General features: G+C 65.4%; 21 protein-coding genes and 1 pseudogene. 6 read left to right on the top strand and 16 right to left on the bottom strand.

Annotated elements, in window-relative coordinates:
* A pseudogene (locus APH33_RS11535) lies at window positions 1-216 on the bottom strand (quinohemoprotein amine dehydrogenase subunit alpha); the annotation flags it as partial.
* Between the two features lie 493 nt (window positions 217-709).
* On the opposite strand from APH33_RS11535, the gene APH33_RS11540 reads away from it, so the two are divergent.
* Window positions 710-2,203, top strand: coding sequence for an aldehyde dehydrogenase (locus APH33_RS11540; protein WP_054885259.1), 1,494 nt, complete (start codon window positions 710-712; stop codon window positions 2,201-2,203).
* 120 nt (window positions 2,204-2,323) lie between these two features.
* Here the strand turns inward: APH33_RS11540 and APH33_RS11545 are convergent, their stop codons facing one another.
* The 4 genes from APH33_RS11545 to APH33_RS11560 are packed head-to-tail and all read right to left on the bottom strand — an operon-like array spanning window position 2,324 to window position 7,918.
* Entirely contained in the window at window positions 2,324-3,616 is a 1,293-nt protein-coding gene (locus tag APH33_RS11545) for an NAD(P)/FAD-dependent oxidoreductase (protein ID WP_054885260.1), read from the bottom strand.
* A complete protein-coding gene (locus APH33_RS11550; protein ID WP_054885261.1) occupies window positions 3,609-4,280 on the bottom strand; it encodes a S8 family serine peptidase in 672 nt (223 codons plus the stop codon). Before APH33_RS11550 ends, APH33_RS11545 begins: the two co-directional genes overlap by 8 nt.
* Entirely contained in the window at window positions 4,270-6,003 is a 1,734-nt protein-coding gene (locus APH33_RS11555) for an ABC transporter ATP-binding protein (RefSeq protein WP_054885262.1), read from the bottom strand. Before APH33_RS11555 ends, APH33_RS11550 begins: the two co-directional genes overlap by 11 nt.
* A gap of 1 nt (window position 6,004) precedes the next feature.
* On the bottom strand, window positions 6,005-7,918 hold the full coding sequence (locus tag APH33_RS11560; RefSeq protein ID WP_054885263.1) for a sigma-54-dependent Fis family transcriptional regulator: 1,914 nt from the start codon (window positions 7,916-7,918) through the stop codon (window positions 6,005-6,007).
* Window positions 7,919-8,704: 786 nt separating this feature from the next.
* Here APH33_RS11560 and APH33_RS11565 point away from each other — a divergent pair.
* From APH33_RS11565 to alkB, 5 genes are all read left to right on the top strand, one after another.
* Window positions 8,705-10,033, top strand: a complete 1,329-nt coding sequence (locus APH33_RS11565; RefSeq protein ID WP_054885264.1) for a hypothetical protein — start codon at window positions 8,705-8,707, stop codon at window positions 10,031-10,033.
* Window positions 10,034-10,065: 32 nt separating this feature from the next.
* Window positions 10,066-12,300 (top strand): Ig-like domain-containing protein, encoded by a 2,235-nt coding sequence (locus tag APH33_RS11570; protein WP_054885265.1) that lies wholly within the window; start codon window positions 10,066-10,068, stop codon window positions 12,298-12,300.
* Between the two features lie 15 nt (window positions 12,301-12,315).
* Window positions 12,316-12,786, top strand: coding sequence for a curlin (locus APH33_RS11575; RefSeq protein ID WP_054885266.1), 471 nt, complete (start codon window positions 12,316-12,318; stop codon window positions 12,784-12,786).
* 16 nt (window positions 12,787-12,802) lie between these two features.
* Complete coding sequence (locus APH33_RS11580) at window positions 12,803-14,248, top strand: curlin (RefSeq protein WP_054885267.1); 1,446 nt, start codon at window positions 12,803-12,805, stop codon at window positions 14,246-14,248.
* Window positions 14,249-14,507: 259 nt separating this feature from the next.
* A complete protein-coding gene (alkB, locus tag APH33_RS11585; RefSeq protein ID WP_054885268.1) occupies window positions 14,508-15,152 on the top strand; it encodes a DNA oxidative demethylase AlkB in 645 nt (214 codons plus the stop codon).
* Between the two features lie 25 nt (window positions 15,153-15,177).
* Here alkB and APH33_RS11590 read toward each other — a convergent pair whose 3' ends face one another.
* The 11 genes from APH33_RS11590 to APH33_RS11640 all read right to left on the bottom strand — a co-directional run bounded on the left by APH33_RS11590 (window position 15,178) and on the right by APH33_RS11640 (window position 22,713).
* Window positions 15,178-15,414 carry a hypothetical protein gene (locus tag APH33_RS11590; protein ID WP_054885269.1) on the bottom strand — a complete coding sequence of 79 codons (237 nt, stop codon included), beginning with the start codon at window positions 15,412-15,414 and terminating at the stop codon, window positions 15,178-15,180.
* A gap of 786 nt (window positions 15,415-16,200) precedes the next feature.
* Window positions 16,201-17,052 (bottom strand): CsgG/HfaB family protein, encoded by an 852-nt coding sequence (locus APH33_RS11595; RefSeq protein ID WP_054885270.1) that lies wholly within the window; start codon window positions 17,050-17,052, stop codon window positions 16,201-16,203.
* A gap of 34 nt (window positions 17,053-17,086) precedes the next feature.
* Window positions 17,087-17,500 carry a curli assembly protein CsgF gene (locus APH33_RS11600; RefSeq protein WP_054885271.1) on the bottom strand — a complete coding sequence of 138 codons (414 nt, stop codon included), beginning with the start codon at window positions 17,498-17,500 and terminating at the stop codon, window positions 17,087-17,089.
* A complete protein-coding gene (gene csgE / locus APH33_RS11605) occupies window positions 17,497-17,898 on the bottom strand; it encodes a curli production assembly/transport protein CsgE (RefSeq protein WP_054885272.1) in 402 nt (133 codons plus the stop codon). Before csgE ends, APH33_RS11600 begins: the two co-directional genes overlap by 4 nt.
* Window positions 17,895-18,422, bottom strand: a complete 528-nt coding sequence (locus tag APH33_RS11610) for a type II secretion system protein (RefSeq protein WP_054885273.1) — start codon at window positions 18,420-18,422, stop codon at window positions 17,895-17,897. Before APH33_RS11610 ends, csgE begins: the two co-directional genes overlap by 4 nt.
* Window positions 18,397-18,771 carry a type II secretion system protein gene (locus APH33_RS11615; protein WP_054885274.1) on the bottom strand — a complete coding sequence of 125 codons (375 nt, stop codon included), beginning with the start codon at window positions 18,769-18,771 and terminating at the stop codon, window positions 18,397-18,399. The genes APH33_RS11610 and APH33_RS11615 overlap by 26 nt, the downstream gene beginning before the upstream one ends.
* Before the next feature lie 5 nt (window positions 18,772-18,776).
* Entirely contained in the window at window positions 18,777-19,250 is a 474-nt protein-coding gene (locus APH33_RS11620) for a type II secretion system protein (RefSeq protein ID WP_054885275.1), read from the bottom strand.
* The gene (locus APH33_RS11625) at window positions 19,247-21,127 is read right to left on the bottom strand and encodes a secretin N-terminal domain-containing protein (RefSeq protein ID WP_054885276.1); all 1,881 of its coding nucleotides are present in this window, start codon (window positions 21,125-21,127) and stop codon (window positions 19,247-19,249) included. Before APH33_RS11625 ends, APH33_RS11620 begins: the two co-directional genes overlap by 4 nt.
* Window positions 21,124-21,633, bottom strand: a complete 510-nt coding sequence (locus APH33_RS11630; protein WP_054885277.1) for a hypothetical protein — start codon at window positions 21,631-21,633, stop codon at window positions 21,124-21,126. The genes APH33_RS11625 and APH33_RS11630 overlap by 4 nt, the downstream gene beginning before the upstream one ends.
* Complete coding sequence (pilO, locus tag APH33_RS11635; protein WP_054885278.1) at window positions 21,633-22,184, bottom strand: type 4a pilus biogenesis protein PilO; 552 nt, start codon at window positions 22,182-22,184, stop codon at window positions 21,633-21,635. Before pilO ends, APH33_RS11630 begins: the two co-directional genes overlap by 1 nt.
* Entirely contained in the window at window positions 22,171-22,713 is a 543-nt protein-coding gene (locus APH33_RS11640; RefSeq protein WP_054885279.1) for a PilN domain-containing protein, read from the bottom strand. Before APH33_RS11640 ends, pilO begins: the two co-directional genes overlap by 14 nt.
* Window position 22,714: the final 1 nt, after the last annotated feature.

Here is a 22,714-nt window from a genome sequence, read left to right on the forward strand (position 1 = left end):
CATGCGGGCAATGCTCATCAGCCAGCCTTCCGGCGTCTTGCGCTGATGGCTGATGCGGCTGTAGGTATCGTTGCCCTCGGGGATATGGCACCCCATGCACGTGTTCTGCAACAGTCTCGGGCCCTGCTCGGCCGCCACCACAGCCTGGGTGCCCAGCAGTGCGGCGGCGGCCAGCGCCAGTTTGCCCGCATGCCGCCGGAGTCGAGTCGTCTTCAAGGTCAGACCTCCACGGTTGTTGTTCTTATCGTTCTTGCACGCTTTGGTACAGCAGGTGTGCTTGTGACGGTTGTGATACAGAAACTGTGCCAAGTGCTGCAAAGGCGTTGTATTTCAGGCTTTTAGCTCCTTCATCCAGCTATATGGCCCTGCTGGCCGAGTGGCCGGAGCGTGCCATTTCGCGACAACGTGTTTCATCCTGAGACTGGGCCTGCCATGCAGGCCTTCGCGGGCACGCCCGCTCCCACAGAAATCGCGTAGAGCTCAGGTTCAGCGCTGTACCTGTGGGAGCGGGCTTGCCCGCGAAGAGGCCGGCACAGGCAGTGTTTCACCACCGTCTCACACCGTCTCAATGTGCAACAGCGCAGCCCTGCAATCCCAACCTCGCGCCACGGCAAAACCCAGGCAGTTCAGCACCTTGCGACCATCGGCCGACCTTGGCACGGCCATTGCGCCTATACCGGTCACATCCAATGACAAGAGGCACAGCCCCATGCTTTCCGACCTGCCCATCCTGCCCGCCACCCGCGCCTTCCTTGAACGCAAGCTGAAGATGCGCATCGGTGCCGACTGGCAGGACGCCGCCAGTGGCCGCACCCTGGCGTTCCGCAACCCGGCCACCGGTGAAATCCTCGGTGAAGTGCCCGCCGCCGAGCAGGAAGACGTCGACCGCGCCGTGCGCGCCGCGCGCCAGGCCTTCGACGACTCGCCATGGAGCCGTGTGCGCCCCCGCGAGCGGCAGAACCTGCTGTGGCGCCTGGCCGACCTGATGGAGCGCGACGCGCAACAACTGGCCGAGCTGGAATGCCTGAACAACGGCAAGAGCGCCGTCGTGGCCAAGGTCATGGACGTGCAGCTGGCCATCGACTTCCTGCGCTACATGGCCGGCTGGGCCACCAAGATCGAGGGTAGCACCGTCGAAGCGTCGATGCCGTTGCTGCCCAACGATCAGTTCCATGGCTTCGTGCGCCGCGAAGCCGTGGGTGTGGTCGGCGCCATCGTCGCCTGGAACTTCCCGTTGTTGCTGGCTTGCTGGAAGCTCGGCCCGGCCCTGGCCACCGGCTGCACCGTGGTGCTCAAGCCGGCCGACGAAACCCCGCTGACTGCACTGAAGCTGGCCGAACTGGTGGATGAGGCCGGCTACCCGGCCGGGGTGTTCAACGTGATCACCGGCACCGGCCTCAACGCCGGCGCCGCGCTGAGCCGCCACCCAGGCGTGGACAAGCTGACCTTCACCGGCTCCACCGAAGTGGGCAAGCTGATCGGCAAGGCGGCCATGGACAACATGACCCGCGTCACCCTGGAGCTCGGCGGCAAGTCGCCAACCATCGTCCTGCCCGACGCCAACCTGCAGGAGGCCGCCGCCGGCGCCGCCACGGCGATCTTCTTCAACCAGGGCCAGGTGTGCTGCGCCGGTTCGCGCCTGTACGTGCACCGCAAGCATTTCGACAATGTGGTCGCCGACATCGCCGGCATCGCCAACGGCATGAAGCTCGGCAGCGGCCTGGACCCGGCGGTGCAGATGGGGCCGTTGATCTCGGCCAAGCAGCAGGACCGCGTGACTGGCTACATCGAGTTGGGCCGCGAGCTGGGCGCGACCATCGCCTGTGGCGGTGAAGGGTTTGGCCCGGGCTACTTCGTCAAGCCGACAGTGATTGTCGACGTCGACCAGCGCCATCGCCTGGTGCAGGAGGAAATCTTCGGGCCGGTGCTGGTGGCGATGCCGTTCGACGACATCGACGAAGTGGTCGGCATGGCCAACGACAACCCCTATGGCCTGGGCGCGAGCATCTGGTCCAACGACCTGGCTGCGGTGCACCGGATGATTCCGCGGATCAAGTCCGGGTCGGTGTGGGTCAACTGCCATAGCGCGCTGGACCCGGCGCTGCCGTTTGGGGGGTACAAGATGTCCGGCGTGGGCCGTGAGATGGGCGCTGCGGCCATCGAACACTACACCGAGCTCAAGTCGGTTTTGATCAAGCTCTGATTTACAGGCCGGGGCTGCTTTGCAGCCCTTTCGCGACACAAGGCCGCTCCTACAGGAGTCCGCGTTCTCTTGTAGGAGCGGCCTTGTGTCGCGAAAGGGCCGCAGAGCGGCCCCACGATCTCAGCTTAAACCCTGTTCTCCCAACCACCGCCGCAGCAATATCTGGTGCTCCATAGGTCTCCCATTCAAGACCCCATCGAGTGACACGCCTGCAAGCAGTTCTCCCACCACCGGCGCCAACTCGATCCCCTGCAAATGCCAGATCCCCAAAGGCTGATCCGAAGTCACCACCACTTCAGCCTCGTCCACTAGCCCATCCCGCAACACCGGCCGCCGCGCCACCCGCACCGCCGCCCAGTCTGCCGCCAGATGCAACGGCTGCGCATCCGGCCAGCCTCGACGGTGCTCCCAGAATGGCTGCCCTGCGCGCTCAAGCTCCTGCCCATAGAAATCCCGCCCGATGCGGGCAAAGCGCAGAAAAAGCTGCTCGATCCGCTGCTGATGAAACTGCTTCGCCAGTGCCGCGCGCTCGGGCCGACGGAGCAAGGTGTTGATCACCACCGGCGCCTGCAACGCCGATGACAGCGACTGGAAAATCCCATTCCCCGACAGTGGGTCAACCGCCATCGCCGCATCGCCCACCCGCAGCCAGTCATCCCCCACGCAGTCGCCGGCGAGGATCGCCGTGCTGCTGCGGGCATGCACTTGGGCAGGCGCCAGCGCTCGCGCATCGAACAGTTCAGCCACCAGCGCCGAAGCCCTTCGTCGTGCCGCACAGTATTCAGGCAAGGCCGCCTTGCCCGGCAGCCGTTGGGCATCCAGGGTCACTTGCCAATAGCATCGCCCGTCGGCCAGCCGGGCCATCCAGGCCCAACCATCGTCCAGGCTTTCCACGGCCGACGCAGGCGCGCCAGGGTCCGACTGCCAGAGGTTGAGCAGGCTGACCGTTTCCGGGCCACGCAGCCGGTCGGCCGCCAACGGCGCCTGACGGCCACGCGCCTCGACCAGAAACTCGCCCTGAAGCAGCTGCCCGTCATCCAGCCGAACCTCATAGCCCTCTGCACGCGCGACTTCACGCACACGCCCCTCCACCAACGTCACCCCTGTGCGCAACAGGTCCTCACGCAACGCACGATCGAAGCGCTGGCGGTCGAGCAGGTATTCCTGATTGGGTTGCAGGTGCTGGCCATTCCAGCGCACCTGGCGTGTTGCCGGCACCGCTGCCTCGGCCAGCGCGCCTCCCAGGCCAGCGTGGCGCAGCCCTTCCAGTACCCGCTGCGAAACCCCTTCCACGGCGGCAAAACGCCGCCAGTCGGAGACCACCGTCACCGGGTAACCCAGCCGACGCAGGCCAAGCGCAGTAGCGGCGCCGGCAGGCCCGGCGCCCAGCACCAGAATGCGTGGTTCAGGCATCCGCCGTACCTCGTCGCTCCGGGCCGCTGAACGCGGCGTGGGCCTGCAGCCAGGCATAGACCTGTTGCCGGCCCAGGCCGGGTTGCTGCTGCAACAGTGCCGCAATCCGCCCGCTCACTGCCGCACAGCCAAGACTCGCACCGGCCCGCCCGCGCTCGCCCACATGGCCACCGAAGTCGGCCTGGGCACTGCCGAGCCACGACCATTGCCCCGGCGCGCAGCGCGCATCGCCGGTGATACGGATAACCCCCGGATACGCCGCCGGGTACACCGCACTGCCCTGCGCCGGGCTGGAGGCGCACAGCAGCACGCCAGCCCGCTGCACTTCAGCACAGGCCTGGCGCAACACCGCCCGGTCCTGCCGCAAGCCAAGGCTGAGATTGATCAAGGTCACGCCCTGCTCCGCCAGCCAGAACAACGCGGCGGCAACCTGTAAAGCGCTGGTGCTGCCGCGTTCGCTGAAGACTTGGGCCAGCAACAGCGGCAGCACACCGACCTCGGCTTGCAGGCTGGCCAGCACGGCGCTGCCATGGCCGAGCCGGTCTGGTTGCAACTCGCCGTCGCAGAGCACGCCCTCGTCCAGCCAGAAACGCCGGGCAGCGACCAGTGCCTGGGTTGGCGCACAACCGCTGTCGATCACGCCGACCTTTACATCAACGGCCATGCTGGATCGTCTCCCGGGGCAATTCGTGCATCCGGCCACCTTGCAGGTGCAGGTGCAGATCGGCATCGGCCAGGGTCGATGCGCGGTGGCTGATCAAGATGCGCGTGCGCCCGGCGAACAGTTCGTCGATGGCGGCAATCACTTCGCGCTCGGTGGCTTCGTCGACGGCCGAGGTGGCCTCGTCGAGCACCAGGATCGAAGGCGCTTGCAGCACCGCCCGGGCAATGGCGATACGCTGTTTCTGCCCGCCGGAAAGCTGCTGGCCACGCTCGCCGAGCAGCCCGTCCAGACCCAGTGGCAGGCTCTCGACCAGGCTGTCGAGATGGGCCAGTCGCACCACCCGCTCCAGCTCCGCACGGCTGGCCTGCGGCGCGCCATAGGCCAGGTTCTGGGCCAGGGTGCCGCGAAACAGCACGATGTCCTGGCTGACCACGGCGATACGCTGGCGCACGGCGGCCAGGTCGAGTTCGCGCAAGTCGGCACCATCGAGCAGGATGCGCCCGCCATCCGGGTCATAGAAGCGCTGCAACAGGTCGATCAGGGTCGATTTGCCGACGCCAGAGGCACCGCTGATGGCGACTTTCAGGCCACCGGCAATACAGGCATCGACCTGCGCCAGCACCGCGCCCTGGCGCCCGTCATGGGCAAAGCTCACGCCTTCCAGGCGTAGCTCGCCGGGCCCTTCCGGCATCGGCCTGGGCAAGTCGGCCTCGCGCACGGCCACCGCTTCCTGCTTCAACTCCATCACCCGGCCCAGGCTCACCGCCATGCGCTGCACCGCCACGTACAGGCCCAACAGGCTCTGCACCGGGCCGACCGCCATGCCCATGTAGGTGGAAAACGCGATCAGCGCGCCAAGCTGCCAGGTGCCCTGGATCACCCACCATCCACCCACCAGGAACGCGCAGGCGCGGCACCACGAGGTCAAGGTACCGGGGATCGCCTGGGTGAAGAACTCGGTCACCTGCACCTTGAGCAATTGGCGCATGTAGCCCTGCCCCAGCTGGTCCAGGCGCCCGGCCTCACGGTTCTGCTGGCCAGACGCCTGGATGAACTTCATCGCCGGCAGGGTCTCGACCAGGAACGACGACACATCTGCCGAGCGCTCGCGCAAGTTGCGCACCTCGCGCTCGACCTTGCGCCGCATCCAGCGCAGCCACAGGACTTCGATCGGGATCAGCAGTGCCAGCAACAGCGACAGTTGCCAGGACAGCATCAGCATCAGCGCCACCGCCCCCACCAGGCCAATCACTGCCGACACCGCCGAGAACAGCGAATCCACGGCAAAACGCTGGATCTCGGCCACATCGCCGTCCAGCCGCGAGAGGATGTCGCCGGTGCGCCGACACCCGTAGAAGGTCGGCGACAGCTGCTGCAAATGGCGGTACAGGTCATCGCGCAGGGCGAACAGGATGCGCCCCGACAGGCGTGTGTGCAGGTAGCGGTTGACGCCCGCCAGCACCGTGCCCAGCAGCCCGGCGGCAATCATGATCGCCGCCATGTGCCAGAGGGTCTGGTAATCCTTGGCCAGCAGGCCTTCGTCGATCAGTGTCTTGACCAGCCAGGGTTGCACCAGGGCCAGCAGCGAAGCGCCGAAGGACAAGCCCAGCAGCACGCCGATGGCCCTTCGATGGGGGCGGACGAAACCATACAGCCAGGCCAGGGCCTGGCGCATGAGTAGCGGGTTGCTGGACTCCACCAGCCTGTGCAACAGGTTGCCCATGTCAGCCGCGCAACTGCTTGAGCTTGCGGTACAGCGTCGCCCGGCTGATGCCCAGCGCTTCGGCGGCGGCCGTGACATTGCCGTGGTGGCGCGCCAGGGCGCCACGGATCAATTCCAGCTCATTGTCCTTGAGGCTACCCGAGGGCGCCGTGCCGCTGGCCAGTTCTTCCAGCAGGCAATCGGTCAGGTGGTCGAGGGTCAGCACCTGCTCGCCATCCTCGCGCATGGCCAGGGCGGTGCGCACGACCATTTCCAGCTGGCGGATGTTGCCTGGCCAGTCGAAACCTTCCAGCAATGCGGCCAGGGCCGGGTCGAGGCTCACGCCTTTGGCGCCGGACTTGTCCAGCAAGCCCTCGATGATGTTCGCCAGGTCATCGCGCTCGCGCAGGGCCGGCAGGCGCAGGGAAACGCCGTTGACCCGGTAGTACAGGTCTTCACGAAAGTGCTGGTCCTGCACCAGGCGCTTGAGGTCGCGGTGAGTGGCGCAGATCAACGCCACGTCGATGTCCTGTTCGTCGCCCGCGCCCAGCGGCGCTACCCGGCGTTCCTGCAGCACGCGCAACAGCCGGGCCTGCAGGGCCAACGGCATGTCACCGATCTCATCGAGGAACAGCGTGCCGCCATGGGCCTGCATCAGTCGCCCGACCATGCCACCGCGGCGTGAGCCGGTGAAGGCGCCCTCGCGGTAACCAAACAGCTCGGACTCGATCAGCCCCTCGGGAATCGCCGCGCAGTTGACCGCCACGAACGCTCTGTCGGCACGCGGGCTGGCTTGATGCAGGGCACGCGCCACCACTTCCTTGCCCGTACCGGTCTCGCCGAGCAGCAACACTGGCAGGCCATTGCCCAAGCCCTGGAGGGCCATGCGCAGGTTGCGTGCCAACCGCGCATCAGCCCCGGCCAAGGCCTCCAGCGCAGGGGTTTTGTTGGCCACTGTCGGCTTGACATGCACCGCGCTGCCATTGAGCGGGGTGTGCCGTGGCAGGTGCAGCGCGCGGAAAGCGAATTCACCTTTGGCGGTCTGCACGTTACTCACGCCACCCTGCCACAGGCGGGCGATGAAGGCCGGCGAGCGCTCGCCCAGCAGGTCGCTGCAACGACGCCCGATCAGGCCCTGGCGCGGGACCTGGAGCAATTGACAGGCGCTGTCGTTGGCGGCCAGCACTTCGCCATCCAGGCTTAGCGCCAGCAGGCCGTGCCAGGCGCTGTTGAGGTATTGCGGGCGGCTGTGGAACGCCAGCACCAGTTGCTCGGGATGGCTCAGGCCGAACATCCTGCTCTCGATATTGCCAGCCGCCAGCATCAGCATGCTCAGGCTGTCCTGGGGCTGAGCCATGACACCTTCGCGGGTGATGTCGAGCACGCCGATCACTTCGCCGCGCGGGTCGCGCAGCGGCACTGAAGTGCAGGAGAACGGGCTGAGCCGGTCCAGGTAGTGCTCGCCACAGTTGATCAGCGTCGGCCGGCCTTCGACCACGGCGGTGCCGATGGCGTTGGTGCCGCGCAGCGACTCGCTCCAGCAGCTGCCGGGGTGCAGGTCGCGCAGGCCTTCGCGTTGCAGTACGTGCTTCTGCCCCTCGATGGCCAGCACGTTGGCCTGGGCATCGCCGAGGATGACGATGCCAGCCTTGCCTTGGCGTGATACCAGGTAGTCCAGTTCGGGGGTGACGGCGTCCATCAGCAGCCGGTTGCGTTCCAGCAGCATGCGCAAGTCCTGACCCTGCTGCAGGCCTACGCCGACTTGCTCGCCTTGCAGGCAATCCAGGCCATGGCCGAGGCTGCGGCGCCAGGAGGCGTCGATTTCATCGCGCAGCATGCCCAGCGGCAGCTCGCCTTCGCTGGCCAGACGCATGCGCGCCTGGCGGGATTCGTGCAGCGGATCTTGGGCGTTTGTTATGGGAAATTGTCGCGCCATTTTTTGCTCCAGCTGTGGCCCTCGGGGTCAGGGCTACGGGCTTGGTATTTTTTCCGCAGTGTGCGGGAGAATTTGGTGGGCGTCGAGGTGCATGCCTTGAGAGGTGTGGAGCCTTGAGAGGTGCTTGGCTCAAGAGGTATGTCGCCTGGGAGATCGAGCGCCGCCCGCGCGGCGCATCGCGGGCAAGCCCGCTCCCACATCTGTTTCGGGCCAATCTCTCCTGTGCCGCCAACAGGGACCGCCCTGGTGCATGACTAGAGACAGGTGGAGCAGCAATCAGTGGCCACCGAGATGCATCGCCATACCCCTTTTGGCTCCCGCCGAGATGCATCGCCATACCCCTGCTGGCTCCCACCGAGATGCATCGCCATACCCCTGTTGGCTTCCACCGAGATGCATCGTCATGCCAACAAGGCGGTCCCTGTTGGCGGCACAGGAGAGATTGGCCCGAAACAGATGTGGGAGCGGGCTTGCCCGCGATGCGCCGCGCGGGCGGCGCTCGATCTCACAGGCGCCAAAGCACTCTCGGCGGACAGATGGTAGCCCTCACCCAATTCCCAGCCATGCATTCCCAGCCATGCATTCCCAGCCCTATTCCCAACCCCAAAACCAACCCCAAAACTGGGGATCACCGCCCACCAGAAACCTGCCCACTCCGTCAGACATCACCTGCCCAGCCCACGCCCCACAAGGCCTGCAGCCTGATGTGAAAAATTGGCACGGCTGTTGCGCTGGTCCTCCCAGACGCCCCAAGTCCATGGGCCCGTTAGCAGGAGGAACCGACTCATGCTCCGACCGATACCCAACACGCTCGCAGTGGCGATCGTCGCCGGCCTGTTCCAGCTCCCGGCGCAGGCTGCGCTGTACGCCGTCGACACTGGGCCCTACACACCTGAGAACGGCCGCTATGCCGCCTGGTACCAGGACACCCATGGCCGAACCCTCGACCTGTGCCTGTCCAAGGCGGTGAGTTCACGCGTCGCCGGCGCCCCAGGCGCACCGGCGTACATGTGCACCCTGTTGCCTGCCCCAGGCATCTTCGATGACACCAAGCCGTTGGTCTTTCCGAGCAACTGGCCGGATGAATCGTTCTGGTTCACCGCCGACGCTGCCATCAACGATGTCGCCCGCGGGGTCAACCTGACATACGTCAGCGCGCTCGAAGCCGCGTTCGGCGGCGGCGACCCGGCAGAAAACGATCAGATCAGTTTCGCCCGCGTGAGGATCCGGGTCGACGTTCCTGTGGCCGGCACCTACGTGGTCACCCACCCTTACGGCGTCGAGGTGTTCGACGTACCCGCCGCCGGGCGCCGGGCGATCAACATGACCCGCGACATCGGCATCGGCTCCGCTGGCACCTTTACCGGCGCCCTGAAGGGCGATATCGGGCCCTTCCTGCGCAGCGTCAATGGCCCCTACACCGAAGGCAGCGAGACATTCATCGGCGACCCCAACCTCAACGAGCGGGTCACCGGCAGCCCGTTCAACACTAACTTCGTACGCATCGAAGGCCCCAACGGCATCGACCTGCGCACGGACCTGTTCGCCGTTTCCGGCAAGCTTTCCGCAGTAGCCCGACCGACGCCGTTGATCCCGCTGCGCAGCACCTACTCGCGGCACACCGAGAACGGTGACCTGCGCGCCCAACAGGACGTGTTCGTGCTGGCACCGCCACCACCAGGCAGCGCCACCCTGACCAGCCAGACCCCTAACCTGCCACTGACCGAAGCCAATGGCACCGGCACTTGGTATGCCCAGTCGGCGCTCAACCCGGCACTGCCGACCAGCATGTTGGTCAGCGCCGACAACAGCGTGGCCATCCCCACCAGCAGCGTAACCACCGCTGACATGCCGCTCACCGACCTGGTCACCATCACCAAGGCCGAATACAGCTTGGCCAATGCCACCCTGACCTTGATCGCCACCAGCAGTGACGAAACCAACCCGCCGGCAATGACTGCCCACACCGGCAACGGCACCTTCATCGGCAACTTCAGCGGCGACGGCGCGCAGAAAAGCCTGAGCGCCAACTTGTCACCCGTCCCGCCAGCCAAGGTGCAGGTCACCAGTGCCAATGGCGGCAGCGACATCGAAGACGTGGTGCTGGTGCCATGAACAGACAAAGGCTCCGCCTTCAAGGAGGCAGCATGAACACTTGGCAACGCCGCGCGCTTTTGGCCGCCGGTTTCTCCCTCACCCTCAGCAGTGCGGCCTGGGCTGCCCTGTCCGACGTCGACCCTGGCCCCTACACCTTCGCCACCGGCGGTTTCCCGTTGTGGTACAAGGACAGCAACGGCCTGTCACTGGAACTGTGCCGCTCGCATGCCGTCAGCACCCTGGTCGCTGGCGCCCCCGGTGCACCGGCCTATATGTGCACCCTGCTGCCAGAACCGGGCGTCTTCGACGATACCCTGCCCTTGGTGTTCCCTGACAACTGGCCTTCGGAGATGTTCTGGTTCCTGGCGGAAACCACTATTCCTGCCGTTGGCAACAGCGGCTATGCCCTCGACGCCTATGTGGCGGGCATAGAAGCGGCATTCGCTGGTGGCAACCCGGTCGATGGCGACCAGCAGAGCTTTGCGCGCATCCGTCTGCGCGTCTCGGTGCCCACTGCCGGTACCTACACCATCACCCACCCCTACGGCGTGGAGACGGTCAACGTCACCACACCCGGCCGCCGGGCGATCAACATCACTCGTGACATCGGCATCGGCGCCCCGGGCAACTTCACCGGTGCGCTCAATGGCGCAATCGGCCCGTTCATCCAGGGCTTCGGCGCACCCTATACCGCAGTCAACCCGGAGACCGGCTCCACCGACACCTTCATCGGTGACCCCAACCGCCCGGAAGCGATCAAGGGCAGCCCGTTCAACACCAACTTCATCCGCATCGACGGCCCGCCCGGGCGCATCGAAACCAGCCTGTTCACCGTCTCCGGCAAGGTACTCGACCAACGTCCGCAGCTGCCGGCGTCACTGGAGCGGGCGACCTACTCGCGCAATGCCGGCGGCACCCGGGTGGAGGTATTCGCCAAGGCGCCAAGCGACGCAAGTGTCTGCTTCCGTAACGGCCTGGCCCTGGTCGGCACGCCGCCATCGCCTTGCCAGTTCAGCATGACGGCGGACAACAACGGGCTGTTCTTCAGCCAGCAACTGAGCCAGGTGGCGCCTCCGCCGGTGGTGGTGGTGACCGCCAGCAGCAGCGACATCAACACCCAGCCGACCGCCATTTCGAGCAAGCTTTCCGATGTGGTCAAGGTCAGCACCGCACGCTACGAGTGGGCCAACAAGCGGCTGATCCTAGAAGCGCGCTCCAGCGATGAAGTGCTGATCCCGGACATGGTCGCCCAAGGCTATGGCCGGCTGTCCAAGTCCGGCACCCTGCAAACGCTCACCGTCAATGACCTGGCCCAGCCACCGGCCACCATCACCATCAAGTCCAGCCATGGCGGCGTGGATGTAGAGCCGGTGGTGGTGGTCGGCACCGCACCGGTGTCGGCCGCCAACCAGCCGCCGCTGGCCCAGGCCGATGTCGGCAGCACCAGCGTCGGCGTGCCGCTGACGATGAACCTGCTGCTCAACGACAGCGACCCGGACGGCAACGTGCCACTGAGCATCACCGACGTTACCCAGCCGGCCACCGGCCAGGGCAGCGTGGTCCTCAACGGTAGCAGCGCCGTGACTTACACCCCACCGCCAGGTGCCACGCAGCCGGTGGTCGCCACCTTCACCTACCGGGCAATGGATGCCAAGGGCCTGAAGTCGCAACCGGCCACCGTGACCGTCAACGTCGCGCCCAACCAGGCACCCACCGCCAACCCGGAAACCGTGACCACCTTGGCCGCACCGCTGACCATCAACGTGTTGGCCAACGACACCGACCCGGAAGGCAACGTGCCATTGACCGTCGCCAACCTGACTCAGCCTGCCGCCGGGCGCGGCAGTGTGAGCACCGATGGCACCACGGTCAGCTACACCCCTCCGGCCACGGTGACCACGGCCTTCACCACCACATTCACCTACCAGGCACGTGATTCCCTGGGCGCGCTTTCCGCCCCGGCCACCGTCACGGTCAACGTGCAGCCACGGCCCGCAGCCGGCGAGACCTTCACGGTCACCGCGGCCACCGTCCTGGCCCGCTCGAACAACCGTTACAACTGGGATGTCAGCGGGACCTCGTCGGTGACCACCGGCAACACCATCACCGTGCGGGTCACCACCACCACCGGCGTGCAGACCCTCGGCACCACCACGGTACCGGTGACCGGCCGCTGGCGCCTGGCGGTGAGCAACAGCACCACGATCATCCCGACGGCCGCACCGACCGCCACCGTGACGAGCAGCCAAGGCAGTACCCGTACTGTCAACGTGACGGTGCAGTAAGGCCAGGAGAACGCCATGAAGTGCCTGTATCCACTGCTGCTGAGCCTGGCCCTGGCGGGCCAGGCCGGGGCCGATGACCTGATGGACAACGCCGACCTTGCGCCCGGTAGCGACCTCGGTGACCCGCTGATCATCCGCCTGCTGCCGGTCGGTGCCGGTCAGGCGGCAGTGATCGAGCAGCAAGGCAACGGTAACCGCGCCGCCCTCGACCAGAACGGCCAGGCCTTGCTGGGCCGCATCGTCCAGGCCGGGGGCGCGCAGGAGGCGTACATCCTGCAGGAAGGCAGTGACCTGATGGCCAACATCAGCCAACAGGGATATGGCAACAGCGCTGCGATCCGCCAGAGCGGCACCAGCAACAGCGCCAGCATCGAGCAGATCGGCAACAACAACAGCGCCAGTATCCAGCAGGCAGGCGTTGGCCTGAGCAGTTCAGTGACCCAGGCCGGCAATGGCCAGCGTGTTCAGATCACCCAATACCGATAGACCTGGAGGCTCCACCATGTTCAAGCTCGCCCCCCTAAGCGCCGCTATCGTCCTGGCCTTGGCCGGCCAGGTCATGGCTGACGACAGCACCTCGAACCAGTCGCAGAACGGTAACCAGAACATCGCCGAGGTGCAGCAGACGGTTGCACCGTTCGCCGCGGCCACCCAGACGCAGACCGGCAAGGGCCACAACCACCTGGCGGTGCAGGAAAACAGCACCAGCAGCATCAACCAGACCGCCAGTGGTTCGTACAACGCCGGCTACGGCGAGCAGCTGTTCGAAAATGGCAGCCAGATCACCCAGCAGGCCGCTGGCTCCTACAATGACGCCTTCGCCAGCCAGTCGGTGGGCGAGAACAACCAGTCGTTGCAGAACCAGCAAGGCAGCGAAAACCGCTCGACCGTGTGGCAGGACACCCAGACCGGCAGCCAGGCCACCACCACCCAGAGCGGCCAGCGCAACGAAGCCTTCGTCGAGCAGCTGTTCGGCGGCAGTAACAACCGCGCCAACATCACCCAGGATGGCCAGGACAACTACGCCGCCTCCGAGCACATCCTGCACAACGATGGCTATGTGCAGATCTACCAGCAAGGCAAGCAGAACTTCGCCTACGGTGACCAGCGCGATGGCAACGGCGGCACGATCGCCATCGACCAGTACGGCACCGGCCACTCGGTGGAGGTCTGGCAGGACACCCAGACCGGCAGCCGCGCCACGGTCAACCAGACCGGCCAGACCAACGAAGGCTACATCGACCAGAGCTTCGGCAAGGACAACGTCGCCAACCTGTATCAGCAGGGCCAGTCCAACGCCAGCTGGTCGGATCAGTTCGAGACCAACAATTCGAACACCGCTGTCTCGCAAAGTGGCAAGACCAACAGCAGCTTCACCTACCAGACCGGTGACAACCAGAGCCTGACCGTCAACAGCAAGGGCACCGGCAACAAGGTGTTGGCCAGCAACTGGAAAGGCGACAAGCTCGGTGGCCAGTTCGGCAAGAACCAGACCGCCAAGATCGACCAGAACGGCACCAACAACAGCGTCAACCTGACCCAGAACGGCGAGTACCAACTGGCCACGCTGAGCCAGAAAGGCACCGGCAACACCATGGAGACCAAGCAGGCCGACAGCTACAACGAGCTGTACTTCGAGCAGAACGGGAGCGACAACAGCCTCATCGCCGACCAGCGCGGCACCGACAACTACGCCTTCGGCTCGTCCACCGGCAGTGGCAACAGCATCAACCTGGACCAGTCCGGCTACGCCAACCAGAGCTACACCACTCAGCTGTACGGCAGTGGCAACAGTGCAACCATCAAGCAGGCTGACAGCGCCAACGTCGCCTACGTGACCCAGGGCGGCAACAACAACACAGCCAACGTCAACCAGAGCGGCGCCTACCAGAGCGCCACCATCAGCCAGATGGGCAACGGCAACACAGCCACCGCTACCCAACGCTGACCAGCTCCCCCCTTGAACCGCGGCGTCTCCTCTCCCTGGCGTCGCGGTTCCTTTTTATTTCCCTGCTTTGCACATGAGTGATGACACGGTCCTTGTAGGAGCGGCCTTGTGTCGCGAAAGGACTGCAAAGCAGCCCCTGCAATTTGTGAGCTGCTGATATCCCGGGGCCGCTTCGCAGCCCTTTCGCGACACAAGGCCGCTCCTACAAAGACCGCGTTGGGCTTACAATATCTTGCACTCACCCCACGCCACCGCCCTGATGATCCAGTCCGACCTCGACCTGTTCGGCCCCCAGCCGCAACGCCTGGCCAGCCACACCGTGCTGCTGCCCGGCTTCGCCCTGCCCGTCATTGAGCCGCTGCTCGACGCCCTGCGCCCGGTGCTGCGTGCCGCGCCGTTCCGGCACATGCAAACACCGGGCGGCCTGAACATGGCCGTGGCGTTGACCAATTGCGGATCGCTGGGCTGGGTCAGTGATGCCAAGGGTTATCGCTACAGCGCTACCGATCCGGTCAGCGGGCAACCCTGGCCTGCCCTGCCCCAGGTCCTGCTCGAACTGGCAGGCCGTGCAGCGGAAGCGGCCGATTTCGAGGGTTTCGTGCCGGATGCCTGCCTGGTCAACCACTACCTGCCCGGCACCCGCCTGAGCCTGCACCAGGACCGCGATGAGCAGGACTTTGGCCAGCCGATCGTGTCGATTTCACTGGGGTTGCCGGCGGTGTTCCTGTTTGGCGGGTTGCAGCGGTCGGACAGGACTCAGCGGATACCGTTAAGCCATGGTGATGTGCTGGTCTGGGGTGGCGAAGATCGGCTGCGCTTTCACGGAGTGTTGCCGATAAAGCCGGGCGTACACCCCAGAATGGGCGAGCGGCGGATCAACCTGACCTTGCGCAAGGCAGGTTGACCCAGTACGCAGGGCCGGCCAGCCGTCAGATACCTGGCACCATCTTCCGCCCAGCCAACTGCTGCCTTTCCACCCCATCCAGCAACGCCTCCACCACCGCCTTGGCCGAATCCAGCCCATGGTCATTGCTCAACAACAGATCACGACAGGTTCCTTTGGCCAGCTCAAGGGCCTTCAGATTGGTCGCAAACGCCCCTTTGAGCAGCGTTGACAGGTGCACCAGCGCATCTTCGTAATCCACCCCCGAGCGCACGGCAAACAATGGCGGATGGCTGCATTCACAGGTAGAGAAACTGGAGGCCGCCGTGGTGGCGCGTACGGGAGGATCAGGTAAGCCTTTTGTCATTGTGTCGCTCCTTGATTCAATGGAGCCGCCACACAACGTGACCAAACGAATGGGTGGCGACTGTACGCGGGTTGGTCAACCGGGAATCAAGGAAACCGGCGCGCACGGAGGCGCCCCACGCACAGCCGCCATAAAACGAAACAGCCGGGCACAAAAAAGCGCCAACTGTATCGCAGAGCGGGCGCTTGTGCGCCTTGATGATTGCGGGTGACCAAACCCGACTGCTGGATTTACAGCAGCGGGCAAAGACTACCGGTGTCGGGGAAGCGTTTCAAGCGAAGGGCATGTGCAGTAACACTTCTCTTGCCGGCCGCCACGTCCTCTCCTGCTGACGCGGTCGATGCTGGGGAAATGGCTGGGCGGATCGGGTATGGCTGGGGGTGTAGGGCTCAGGCTTTGGGTGGGGGCTGACATCGAGCGCCGCCCGCGCGGCGCATCGCGGGCAAGCCCGCTCCCACATTTGTTTCGGGCCAGTCTCTCCTGTACCGCCAACAGGATCTGCCTTGGTGCATGACTGGAGACAGGTGGAGCGGCATCAGCGCCCACCGAGATGTATCGTCGTGCCAACAAGGCGGTCCCTGTTGGCGGCACAGGAGAGACTGGCCCGAAACAGATGTGGGAGCGGGCTTGCCCGCGATGCGCCGCGCGGGCGGCGCTCGATCTCACAGGCGCCAGAAATTTCAAGCCAACCACCCAAGCCATTCACTGCTGCTGGTTCTGGCTAAGGAACTTGTCCACCTCTGCCTTGCCCTCCGCCGGATCCCCCGCCACTTGCCACAAGCGCCGCTCGATGCCCTGGGCCAGCAGATGCCCCACCGCGGCCTCGATCGCCGACAGCACGCACAGCTGCGCCGGTTCGTTGGTGGTGTACCCCACCTCAGCCTCCAGCAACTTCTTGAACTCGATGAACTTGAACACCCCGGCATTGCGGCCGATCGAGTAGATGGTCTTGCTGGTCATGACGTTCGCCAGCACCTGCCCGGTGCGCACGTCCACGGCGCGCAGGTTGACCGTGACCTGGTCGACCCGGTACTCGCGGGAGATGTCGACGCCCAGGTAACGGGCACCCTCGCCGCCACTGCGCACGTTGGTGTCGTAGGCGATGATGCCGCCTTCGAGCATCAGGTTGGCGGCCTGCAGCGGGGGCAGTTCGCTCATGATGTTCTCGGGCACGTCGGGCTTTTTCTGCGAAGCACGGATGATCTTGCGTTCGGTCAGCAGGTTCTGCAGGCCTTCACGCTCCAGCACCACGAACCAGCCGCTGGCATTCAGCGCATCCATCAGCATGCTCGCCGCCCCTTGGGTGACGCTGGTGGAGAACGAGCTGGCCGGGGTCGGCTTGTACTGCCCGGTCTGGTCGCGGAAGCCATACACCACGGCCATCAGGCGCCCTTTGGGACGCGGCATGTTGATCAGGTCGTAGTAGGTCGAGGCCCGCGGCGTCAGGGTCGGGGTTTCCGTGTCCTGTTCGGCCGGCATCGGCTCGCGCAGGCCACAACCTTGCAGGCCGGCAAGTGTGGCGACAATCACTAAAGTGCTCAGCAAGCGTTTCATGGTGCTCTCTCCCCAGCTAAACGACCCGTCCCTCTCAGGGGTTCAGGCCACTGACCTCAATGAGCGAAGTTTCTCCTGTGACGCGGTCGGTGACCTTGATGCTCAGGGCACCGGAGTCATCGATGACATCGATCAGGAATGCGTCGGTGGCCATGCTGCCGGTCTTGCCGTTGCTGATGTTGTCCATCAGCTGCGACAGCATGCGGGACTCCAGCTGGTTGCTGAAGCGCTCCAGGGCCGAGGTGCCGCCAAAGGCGGATGCGCGGTCCTTGAGGTCCGGGTCGTCGTAGTCGTTCTGCGCCTGGGCGTTGTTCAGCAACCAGGTGCCGTTCAACGGGTTGCCGCCGAACGCCGGGTTGACCGGGGTGTACACCAGTTCGGTGGCGTGGACGGCGCAGGCGCCGAACAGCAGGCCAGCCGCAAGGCAACGGGGTATGCACATGTTCATAGTTCATCCCTATCCAGATCAGTGGTGTCCTGCAGCAGCCGTTGCAGCTTGCGCTGGATGACTTCCTGCTTGACCAGGTCGGCGGCCGCGACGGCCTCATCTTTTAATTGCGTGACGTTCGGTGGCAAAAAGCGCCGGTACAGCACGTCACGGTCGAACTCCACGGTCACCAGGCTGCCCCAACGGGCATCCGGGCGCTCGCGTACCACCAGGTTGAAATCCAGCCGGCTGGTGGCGCGCAGGCGGTCGGCGAAGTAGTAGTAAAAGTCGTGGCCTATGTGCGAGATGGTGTTGTCGACGATGAAGCCCTTCATCTCGTCCTCGGAGTCGGCCATGGCTGCGCCCGGCGTCCCGGCTGCCAACAGCAGGCTCAGGCACAGGGCCTGCAGGCATTTCATGGCGTGTCTCCCGGGCCGGCATGGGTACGGGCGCCGCCGGCACTTTCGTTGAAGGCCTGCTCGGCAACGAATTGCCAGTCGCTGTAATGTTCCAGGCCTTCGAAACCGGAAAACTGCATGTCGAAGCCACTGCGCTTGAACGGCGTGGCGTCGGAGCGGCTGTGCACCCCGGTGATACGGCCATCGATGGCGCGCAGCAGGCCCCAGTCGTCACTGTTGGTGATCGGGTCCGGGTACAGTCGGCGGATGTGCCGCTTGGCCTCCGGGAAGCGGTTGTCTTCGAGCAGGTCGGCCAGCTCCTTGGGGTACTGGGCCAGGCCTGGCGAGGCGCGATAGTAGCTGCGCAGAGCCTGTGCATACTGGCCGCCGACCCACAGCAGCTCGCGCTCGTGCTCGCGCTGGGCGACGCTCGACCACACCGTGCCGGTAGCGGCCAGGGCCACGCTGCTGATCGCGATCAGCAGCAGCACGCCCAGGTAGGTGAAGCCGGCGCTGGCCTTACCATTCCGCGAACAGGCTGCCATCACGCGCCCTCCCTGTGGCACCGCTCTTGATATCGGCGACGCCGCCGGCTACGCCTTCGGGCGGTGGCACCAGCTGCCAGGCGTCGCTGCGCTCGGTGATCGGGTCGACCGGGGTGTTGCGCAGGTAACGCTGCTCGACCAGTTGCTCCAGTGAATCCGGGTAATGGCCAGTGTCGCCGTAGTAATGGTCCAGGGCTTCGCGCAGCACTGCCAGGCTCTGGCGCAGGGTGGCCTCGCGGGAGCTGTCCAGGCTGTTGAAGTAGCGCGGCATGGCGATGGTCATCAGCGTGGCAATGATCGCCATCACCACCAGCAATTCGATCAGGGTGAAGCCTTTGCTGCGTTTCATGGCTGTCACCATTGCCCGTAAGGGATGTTGTTGAGGCCTTTGCCGCGGGCCTTGGAATACACGTCGAAGACGTCCTCGCCTTCACGCGGGTTGTCCGGGCTGCTGGCGTACGCACGCAGGCCCCAACCGCCTTCGTCCTGGTTCCTGGCCGCCACCAGCGGGTCGTGAGGAATGCGCCGCAGGAAGTAGAACTTGGCGCCCTTGGCACTGCGCACATCGCGCACGCCATCGACCAGCACCTGCAGGTTCGGCGGGTAGCCGCTGGCATCCAGGCGCTTCTCGATGTAGCCGGCGTCGAAGGCGCGCTTGTAGGCGTCGATGGCGTCGCGGATCTGGTACAGCGCCTCGCGCAGCTGCTGCTCCTTGCCACGGCGCACCACCGTCTCGGTCAACGGTGCAGCCATGGTCGCGAGCATCCCGAGCAGGGCCAGGGTCAGCACCACTTCGATCAGGCTGAATCCCTGCTGGCGGCGTTTCATGGCCGTGGGCTCACAGTAACGGTGGCTGGGGCAGTGGCCACTTGGCTCTGGATCGCCGGGGCGCTGTCCTGGCTATCGCTCGGCACGTCGCCTGGCACATCACGCACGGGCAGCGGCGCCGCCTGGCGCACCTGCATGCTCGACTCGGTGCCGGTGCCGAACTCCATGTCCGAAGGGCTCTGGTACGGCAGGTTACGCACGATCCGTGGGGTGATCGCCAGCACCAGCTCGGACTTGCTCATGTCGTCCTTGTTGCTGCCGAACAGCCGCCCCAGGCCAGGGATGTCGCCGAGGCCGGGTATCTTGTTGCCGGCGGCGTTGTGGTCGTTGCGCACCAGGCCGGCCAGCACCTGGGTTTCGCCGTCGTGCAGGCGCAGGCTGGTCTGCGCGTTGCGGGTATCGACCTGGACCGGGATGGTGCCCTGGCGGGTGGCCTCCAGGGGGGTGGCGTTACTCACTTCCAGGGCAATCTTGATCGCCACTTCGTTGTTCAGGTGCACCGTCGGCTGCACTTCGAGTTTGAGGCCCACGTCCAGGTAGGTCACGCTTTCGGTGATCACCGGGCCTTGGGTGGACGGTACCGAAGTGGCACTGATGATCGGTACCCGCTGGCCGATGTGGATACGCGCCTGCTCGCGGTTGCTGACGCGGATCACCGGGCTGGCCAAGGTGTTGATGTCCTTGTCCTGGGCATTGATCTTGGCCTGCGGTGCCGGCGAGATGCTGATACGGCTGGAGTTGATGCCGCGCAGCTGGTCGAGCACGCTGACCGGGTTGCCGTCGTCAGTCAGCACACCGAAGGTGTTGGGCCATTGCAGGCCAAGGTCGAGGATGCGCGAGGTGGCGACTTCCATCACCTCCACTTCCAGCACCACCTCGGGGTTGGACTGGTCCTGCGACTGCAGCAGCTTTTCGGCCATGCGCACGGCGTCGGGGGTGTCACGCATGGTCAGGGTATTGAGGCGTTCGTCGACGAACACGTCACGGGTCTTGAGCATGGTCTTGACCATGTTCAGCGCGGTGTTGGCGTCGATGCTGGTCAGGTAGAAGGTGCGCATGACCAGTTCCTGGTAGTCCTTGGTCTTCTGCGGCGAATCGGGGTAGATCAGCAAGGTATTGTCGTTGACGATCTTCTGCCGCAGCTGGTTCTGCTCCAGCAGCAGCGCCACGGCGTCCTCGATGCGCACGTCACGCACGAAGATGGTGGCCTTCATGTCCGGGCGCAGGTCCTTGTCGAAGATGAAGTTGATGCCGGCGACCTGCGACAGCACCTCGAAGATGGTCTTCAGGCCGGCGTCGCGAAACTCCAGGGTGACCGGGCGCTCCAGCTTGCTGCGCAGCTGCGGGTAAGGCGTTGCAGTGCGGGCCTGGACGTTCTCGATGTCGGTGCGCAGGGCCACGCCCTTCTGGTTCTGTGGGTCCAGGCGCAGCACTTCGCGCATGTAGCGCTCGGCGCCGAACAGGTCGCCCTGGCGCAGCGCAGCCTGGCCCAGCGCGACACGCTCGTCGAGGGTGCGGATCAGCTCCAGATGGCGGATGCCTTCCTGGGCACGGCGGTTGTTCGGCTCGAGGGTCAGCACCCGGCTGTAGCCGGTGCGGGCGCTGGTGAAGTCATGGCGGATGCGGTCGGCATCCGCCTGGCTGATCAGCGCTTCCACCGCTGCCTGGCGACCGTGGGCCAGGGCGATGTTCAGCTCCGTGTCGCGCGGGTTCTCGCTCAAGGCCTCTTCCAGGCGGGCAATGCCGGCCTCGTACTGGCCCTCCTTCATCAGCTCGGCGCTGTCCTTGCGCACCCCGCTGGAGCCGCAGCCGGCAATGGCCACGCACAGCGCCAGGAGCATGAACGGAGCAGGCTTGCACGGTTTCGACGACTTCATGGTGCGCTCCCTACAGACAAGGTCTGTGACTGATGCAAAGGCAGATAAACCAGGTCCAGCTCATTGGCCGAGACTCTGTCGAGGCGATAGGTACTGTCGATCACGTCGCCCTTGCGCACGACGTAGAGCTTTTCGCCGCTCTGCAGGAAGATCTGCAGGTCGTCGCGGTCGCCCATGCGGCCGACGAACTGGAACGGCAGCGCCGGGGCGGTAGGGGCCGCCGCTACGACGGGTGCGGCGACTACAGGTTGTTCGGTGACCGTGGCCAGGGTTTGTGGCTTGGTCCATTGCTGGGCTGGGAACAGATCCCTGGAGGCCCTTGTCGGCCCTTTCGCGGGCTCGCCCGCTCCCACAGGTTCCGCAGGCGACGCTGACCCTGTGGGAGCGGGCGAGCCCGCGAAGGGAACAACGCTGTCTTCCTGCTGGAACCAATGGCCCGGTGCCCACGCCAACGCAGCGCTGATGCCCAGGAACCCGACCCATATCACTGCGCGTTGTGTATTCATCACGACCTCGACAGGTAGAGGGTCAGGCGCACCCGGCCGTTGAGCTCGGTGTCGCCGATGGATTTGCGTTTGAGTTCGAGGTCTTCCAGCACCAGGGTCGGCAGCTGGCCGATCAGGCCGCGCAGAAAGCCGCGGATCTGCGGGTAGCTGCCGCGTACTGGCAGGATGATCTGGTAGCGCGACAGCTGGGTCTTGGGGTCGACGCCCAGAGCGTACTCGCCGCGCGCCAGGCTGATGTGCTCGGCACTGGCCAGGTGATACAGGCGCTCGATCAGCTCGCTGGCTTCAGGCTGCCCGGGCAACTGCTGGCGCAGGCTGTCCAGCGCCTGTTGCTCGGGCTTGACGGCAATCTTCAGCTCGCCGCGCTTGACCCGTTCGACCTGCACGCTGGCATCCGCTTCGCTGGCGCGCAGTTCGCGCACGGCCTGCCACTCGGGCACTACACCGGCCAGCGCAATACCGACGGCAAGTGCTGCGACGCCGACGGCGCCCAGGCCGACCGGGCCGATGCGGCGCAGTTGCTCGTGAAGGATAAGGCTAGGGACGCGCATGGCCGGTCTCCCAGGTGGCGGTGAGGTTGAAGCGCACCGGGTGCTCGGGCTGCCCGGCAACCACTTCGTGGTTGAGCAGCGACACATCGCTGAGCTCGTCGCTCTGCTCCAGACGCTGGTGGTACTGCAGCATCGCTTCCAGGTTGCGAGCCTCGGCGCTGATGCGCACCTGGCCCTTGCGGGCGTCCGGGGTCAGGGTCAGCAATGCCACGTCCTCCTGTGGCTGCGCTTCGAGCATGGCGAACAGCTGTTGCCAGGGCCGTTGCAGTTGCTGCGAGACGCTGCGCATCTGCGCCAGGCGTTCGGCCTGCTCGCGGCTGGCGGCGCTGTTCTGCGGGGCGACCGGGGCCGGGCGGCGGCCCAGTTGCAGTTCCAGGCTGTGCAGCTGGGTTTCCAGGTCTGCCTGCTCGGCCTGCAGCTGCTGTTGCACCAGCACCAGCCCGGCGACTGCGACTGCGCCCAGGGCCAGCAGCGACCAGGCCAACGGGCCGCTGCGACGGGGCTGAAATTCCAGGTCGAGGCGGCGCATG

Source organism: Pseudomonas sp. NBRC 111130 (genome assembly GCF_001320485.1).
GTDB lineage: Bacteria > Pseudomonadota > Gammaproteobacteria > Pseudomonadales > Pseudomonadaceae > Aquipseudomonas > Aquipseudomonas vlassakiae.

Bases quoted from the DNA above. Each gene is read 5' to 3' on its own strand.
- APH33_RS11620 (WP_054885275.1), bottom strand. From the start codon at position 19,250: ATGAAACGCCGCCAGCAGGGATTCAGCCTGATCGAAGTGGTGCTGACC.
- APH33_RS11640 (WP_054885279.1), bottom strand. From the start codon at position 22,713: ATGCGCCGCCTCGACCTGGAATTTCAGCCCCGTCGCAGCGGCCCGTTG.
- APH33_RS11630 (WP_054885277.1), bottom strand. From the start codon at position 21,633: ATGAATACACAACGCGCAGTGATATGGGTCGGGTTCCTGGGCATCAGC.
- APH33_RS11555 (WP_054885262.1), bottom strand. From the start codon at position 6,003: ATGGGCAACCTGTTGCACAGGCTGGTGGAGTCCAGCAACCCGCTACTC.
- csgE (WP_054885272.1), bottom strand. From the start codon at position 17,898: ATGAAATGCCTGCAGGCCCTGTGCCTGAGCCTGCTGTTGGCAGCCGGG.
- APH33_RS11570 (WP_054885265.1), top strand. From the start codon at position 10,066: ATGAACACTTGGCAACGCCGCGCGCTTTTGGCCGCCGGTTTCTCCCTC.
- APH33_RS11580 (WP_054885267.1), top strand. From the start codon at position 12,803: ATGTTCAAGCTCGCCCCCCTAAGCGCCGCTATCGTCCTGGCCTTGGCC.
- APH33_RS11540 (WP_054885259.1), top strand. From the start codon at position 710: ATGCTTTCCGACCTGCCCATCCTGCCCGCCACCCGCGCCTTCCTTGAA.
- APH33_RS11600 (WP_054885271.1), bottom strand. From the start codon at position 17,500: ATGAACATGTGCATACCCCGTTGCCTTGCGGCTGGCCTGCTGTTCGGC.
- APH33_RS11545 (WP_054885260.1), bottom strand. From the start codon at position 3,616: ATGCCTGAACCACGCATTCTGGTGCTGGGCGCCGGGCCTGCCGGCGCC.
- APH33_RS11560 (WP_054885263.1), bottom strand. From the start codon at position 7,918: ATGGCGCGACAATTTCCCATAACAAACGCCCAAGATCCGCTGCACGAA.
- APH33_RS11610 (WP_054885273.1), bottom strand. From the start codon at position 18,422: ATGGCAGCCTGTTCGCGGAATGGTAAGGCCAGCGCCGGCTTCACCTAC.
- APH33_RS11550 (WP_054885261.1), bottom strand. From the start codon at position 4,280: ATGGCCGTTGATGTAAAGGTCGGCGTGATCGACAGCGGTTGTGCGCCA.
- APH33_RS11595 (WP_054885270.1), bottom strand. From the start codon at position 17,052: ATGAAACGCTTGCTGAGCACTTTAGTGATTGTCGCCACACTTGCCGGC.
- APH33_RS11625 (WP_054885276.1), bottom strand. From the start codon at position 21,127: ATGAAGTCGTCGAAACCGTGCAAGCCTGCTCCGTTCATGCTCCTGGCG.
- APH33_RS11565 (WP_054885264.1), top strand. From the start codon at position 8,705: ATGCTCCGACCGATACCCAACACGCTCGCAGTGGCGATCGTCGCCGGC.
- alkB (WP_054885268.1), top strand. From the start codon at position 14,508: ATGATCCAGTCCGACCTCGACCTGTTCGGCCCCCAGCCGCAACGCCTG.
- pilO (WP_054885278.1), bottom strand. From the start codon at position 22,184: ATGCGCGTCCCTAGCCTTATCCTTCACGAGCAACTGCGCCGCATCGGC.
- APH33_RS11615 (WP_054885274.1), bottom strand. From the start codon at position 18,771: ATGAAACGCAGCAAAGGCTTCACCCTGATCGAATTGCTGGTGGTGATG.
- APH33_RS11575 (WP_054885266.1), top strand. From the start codon at position 12,316: ATGAAGTGCCTGTATCCACTGCTGCTGAGCCTGGCCCTGGCGGGCCAG.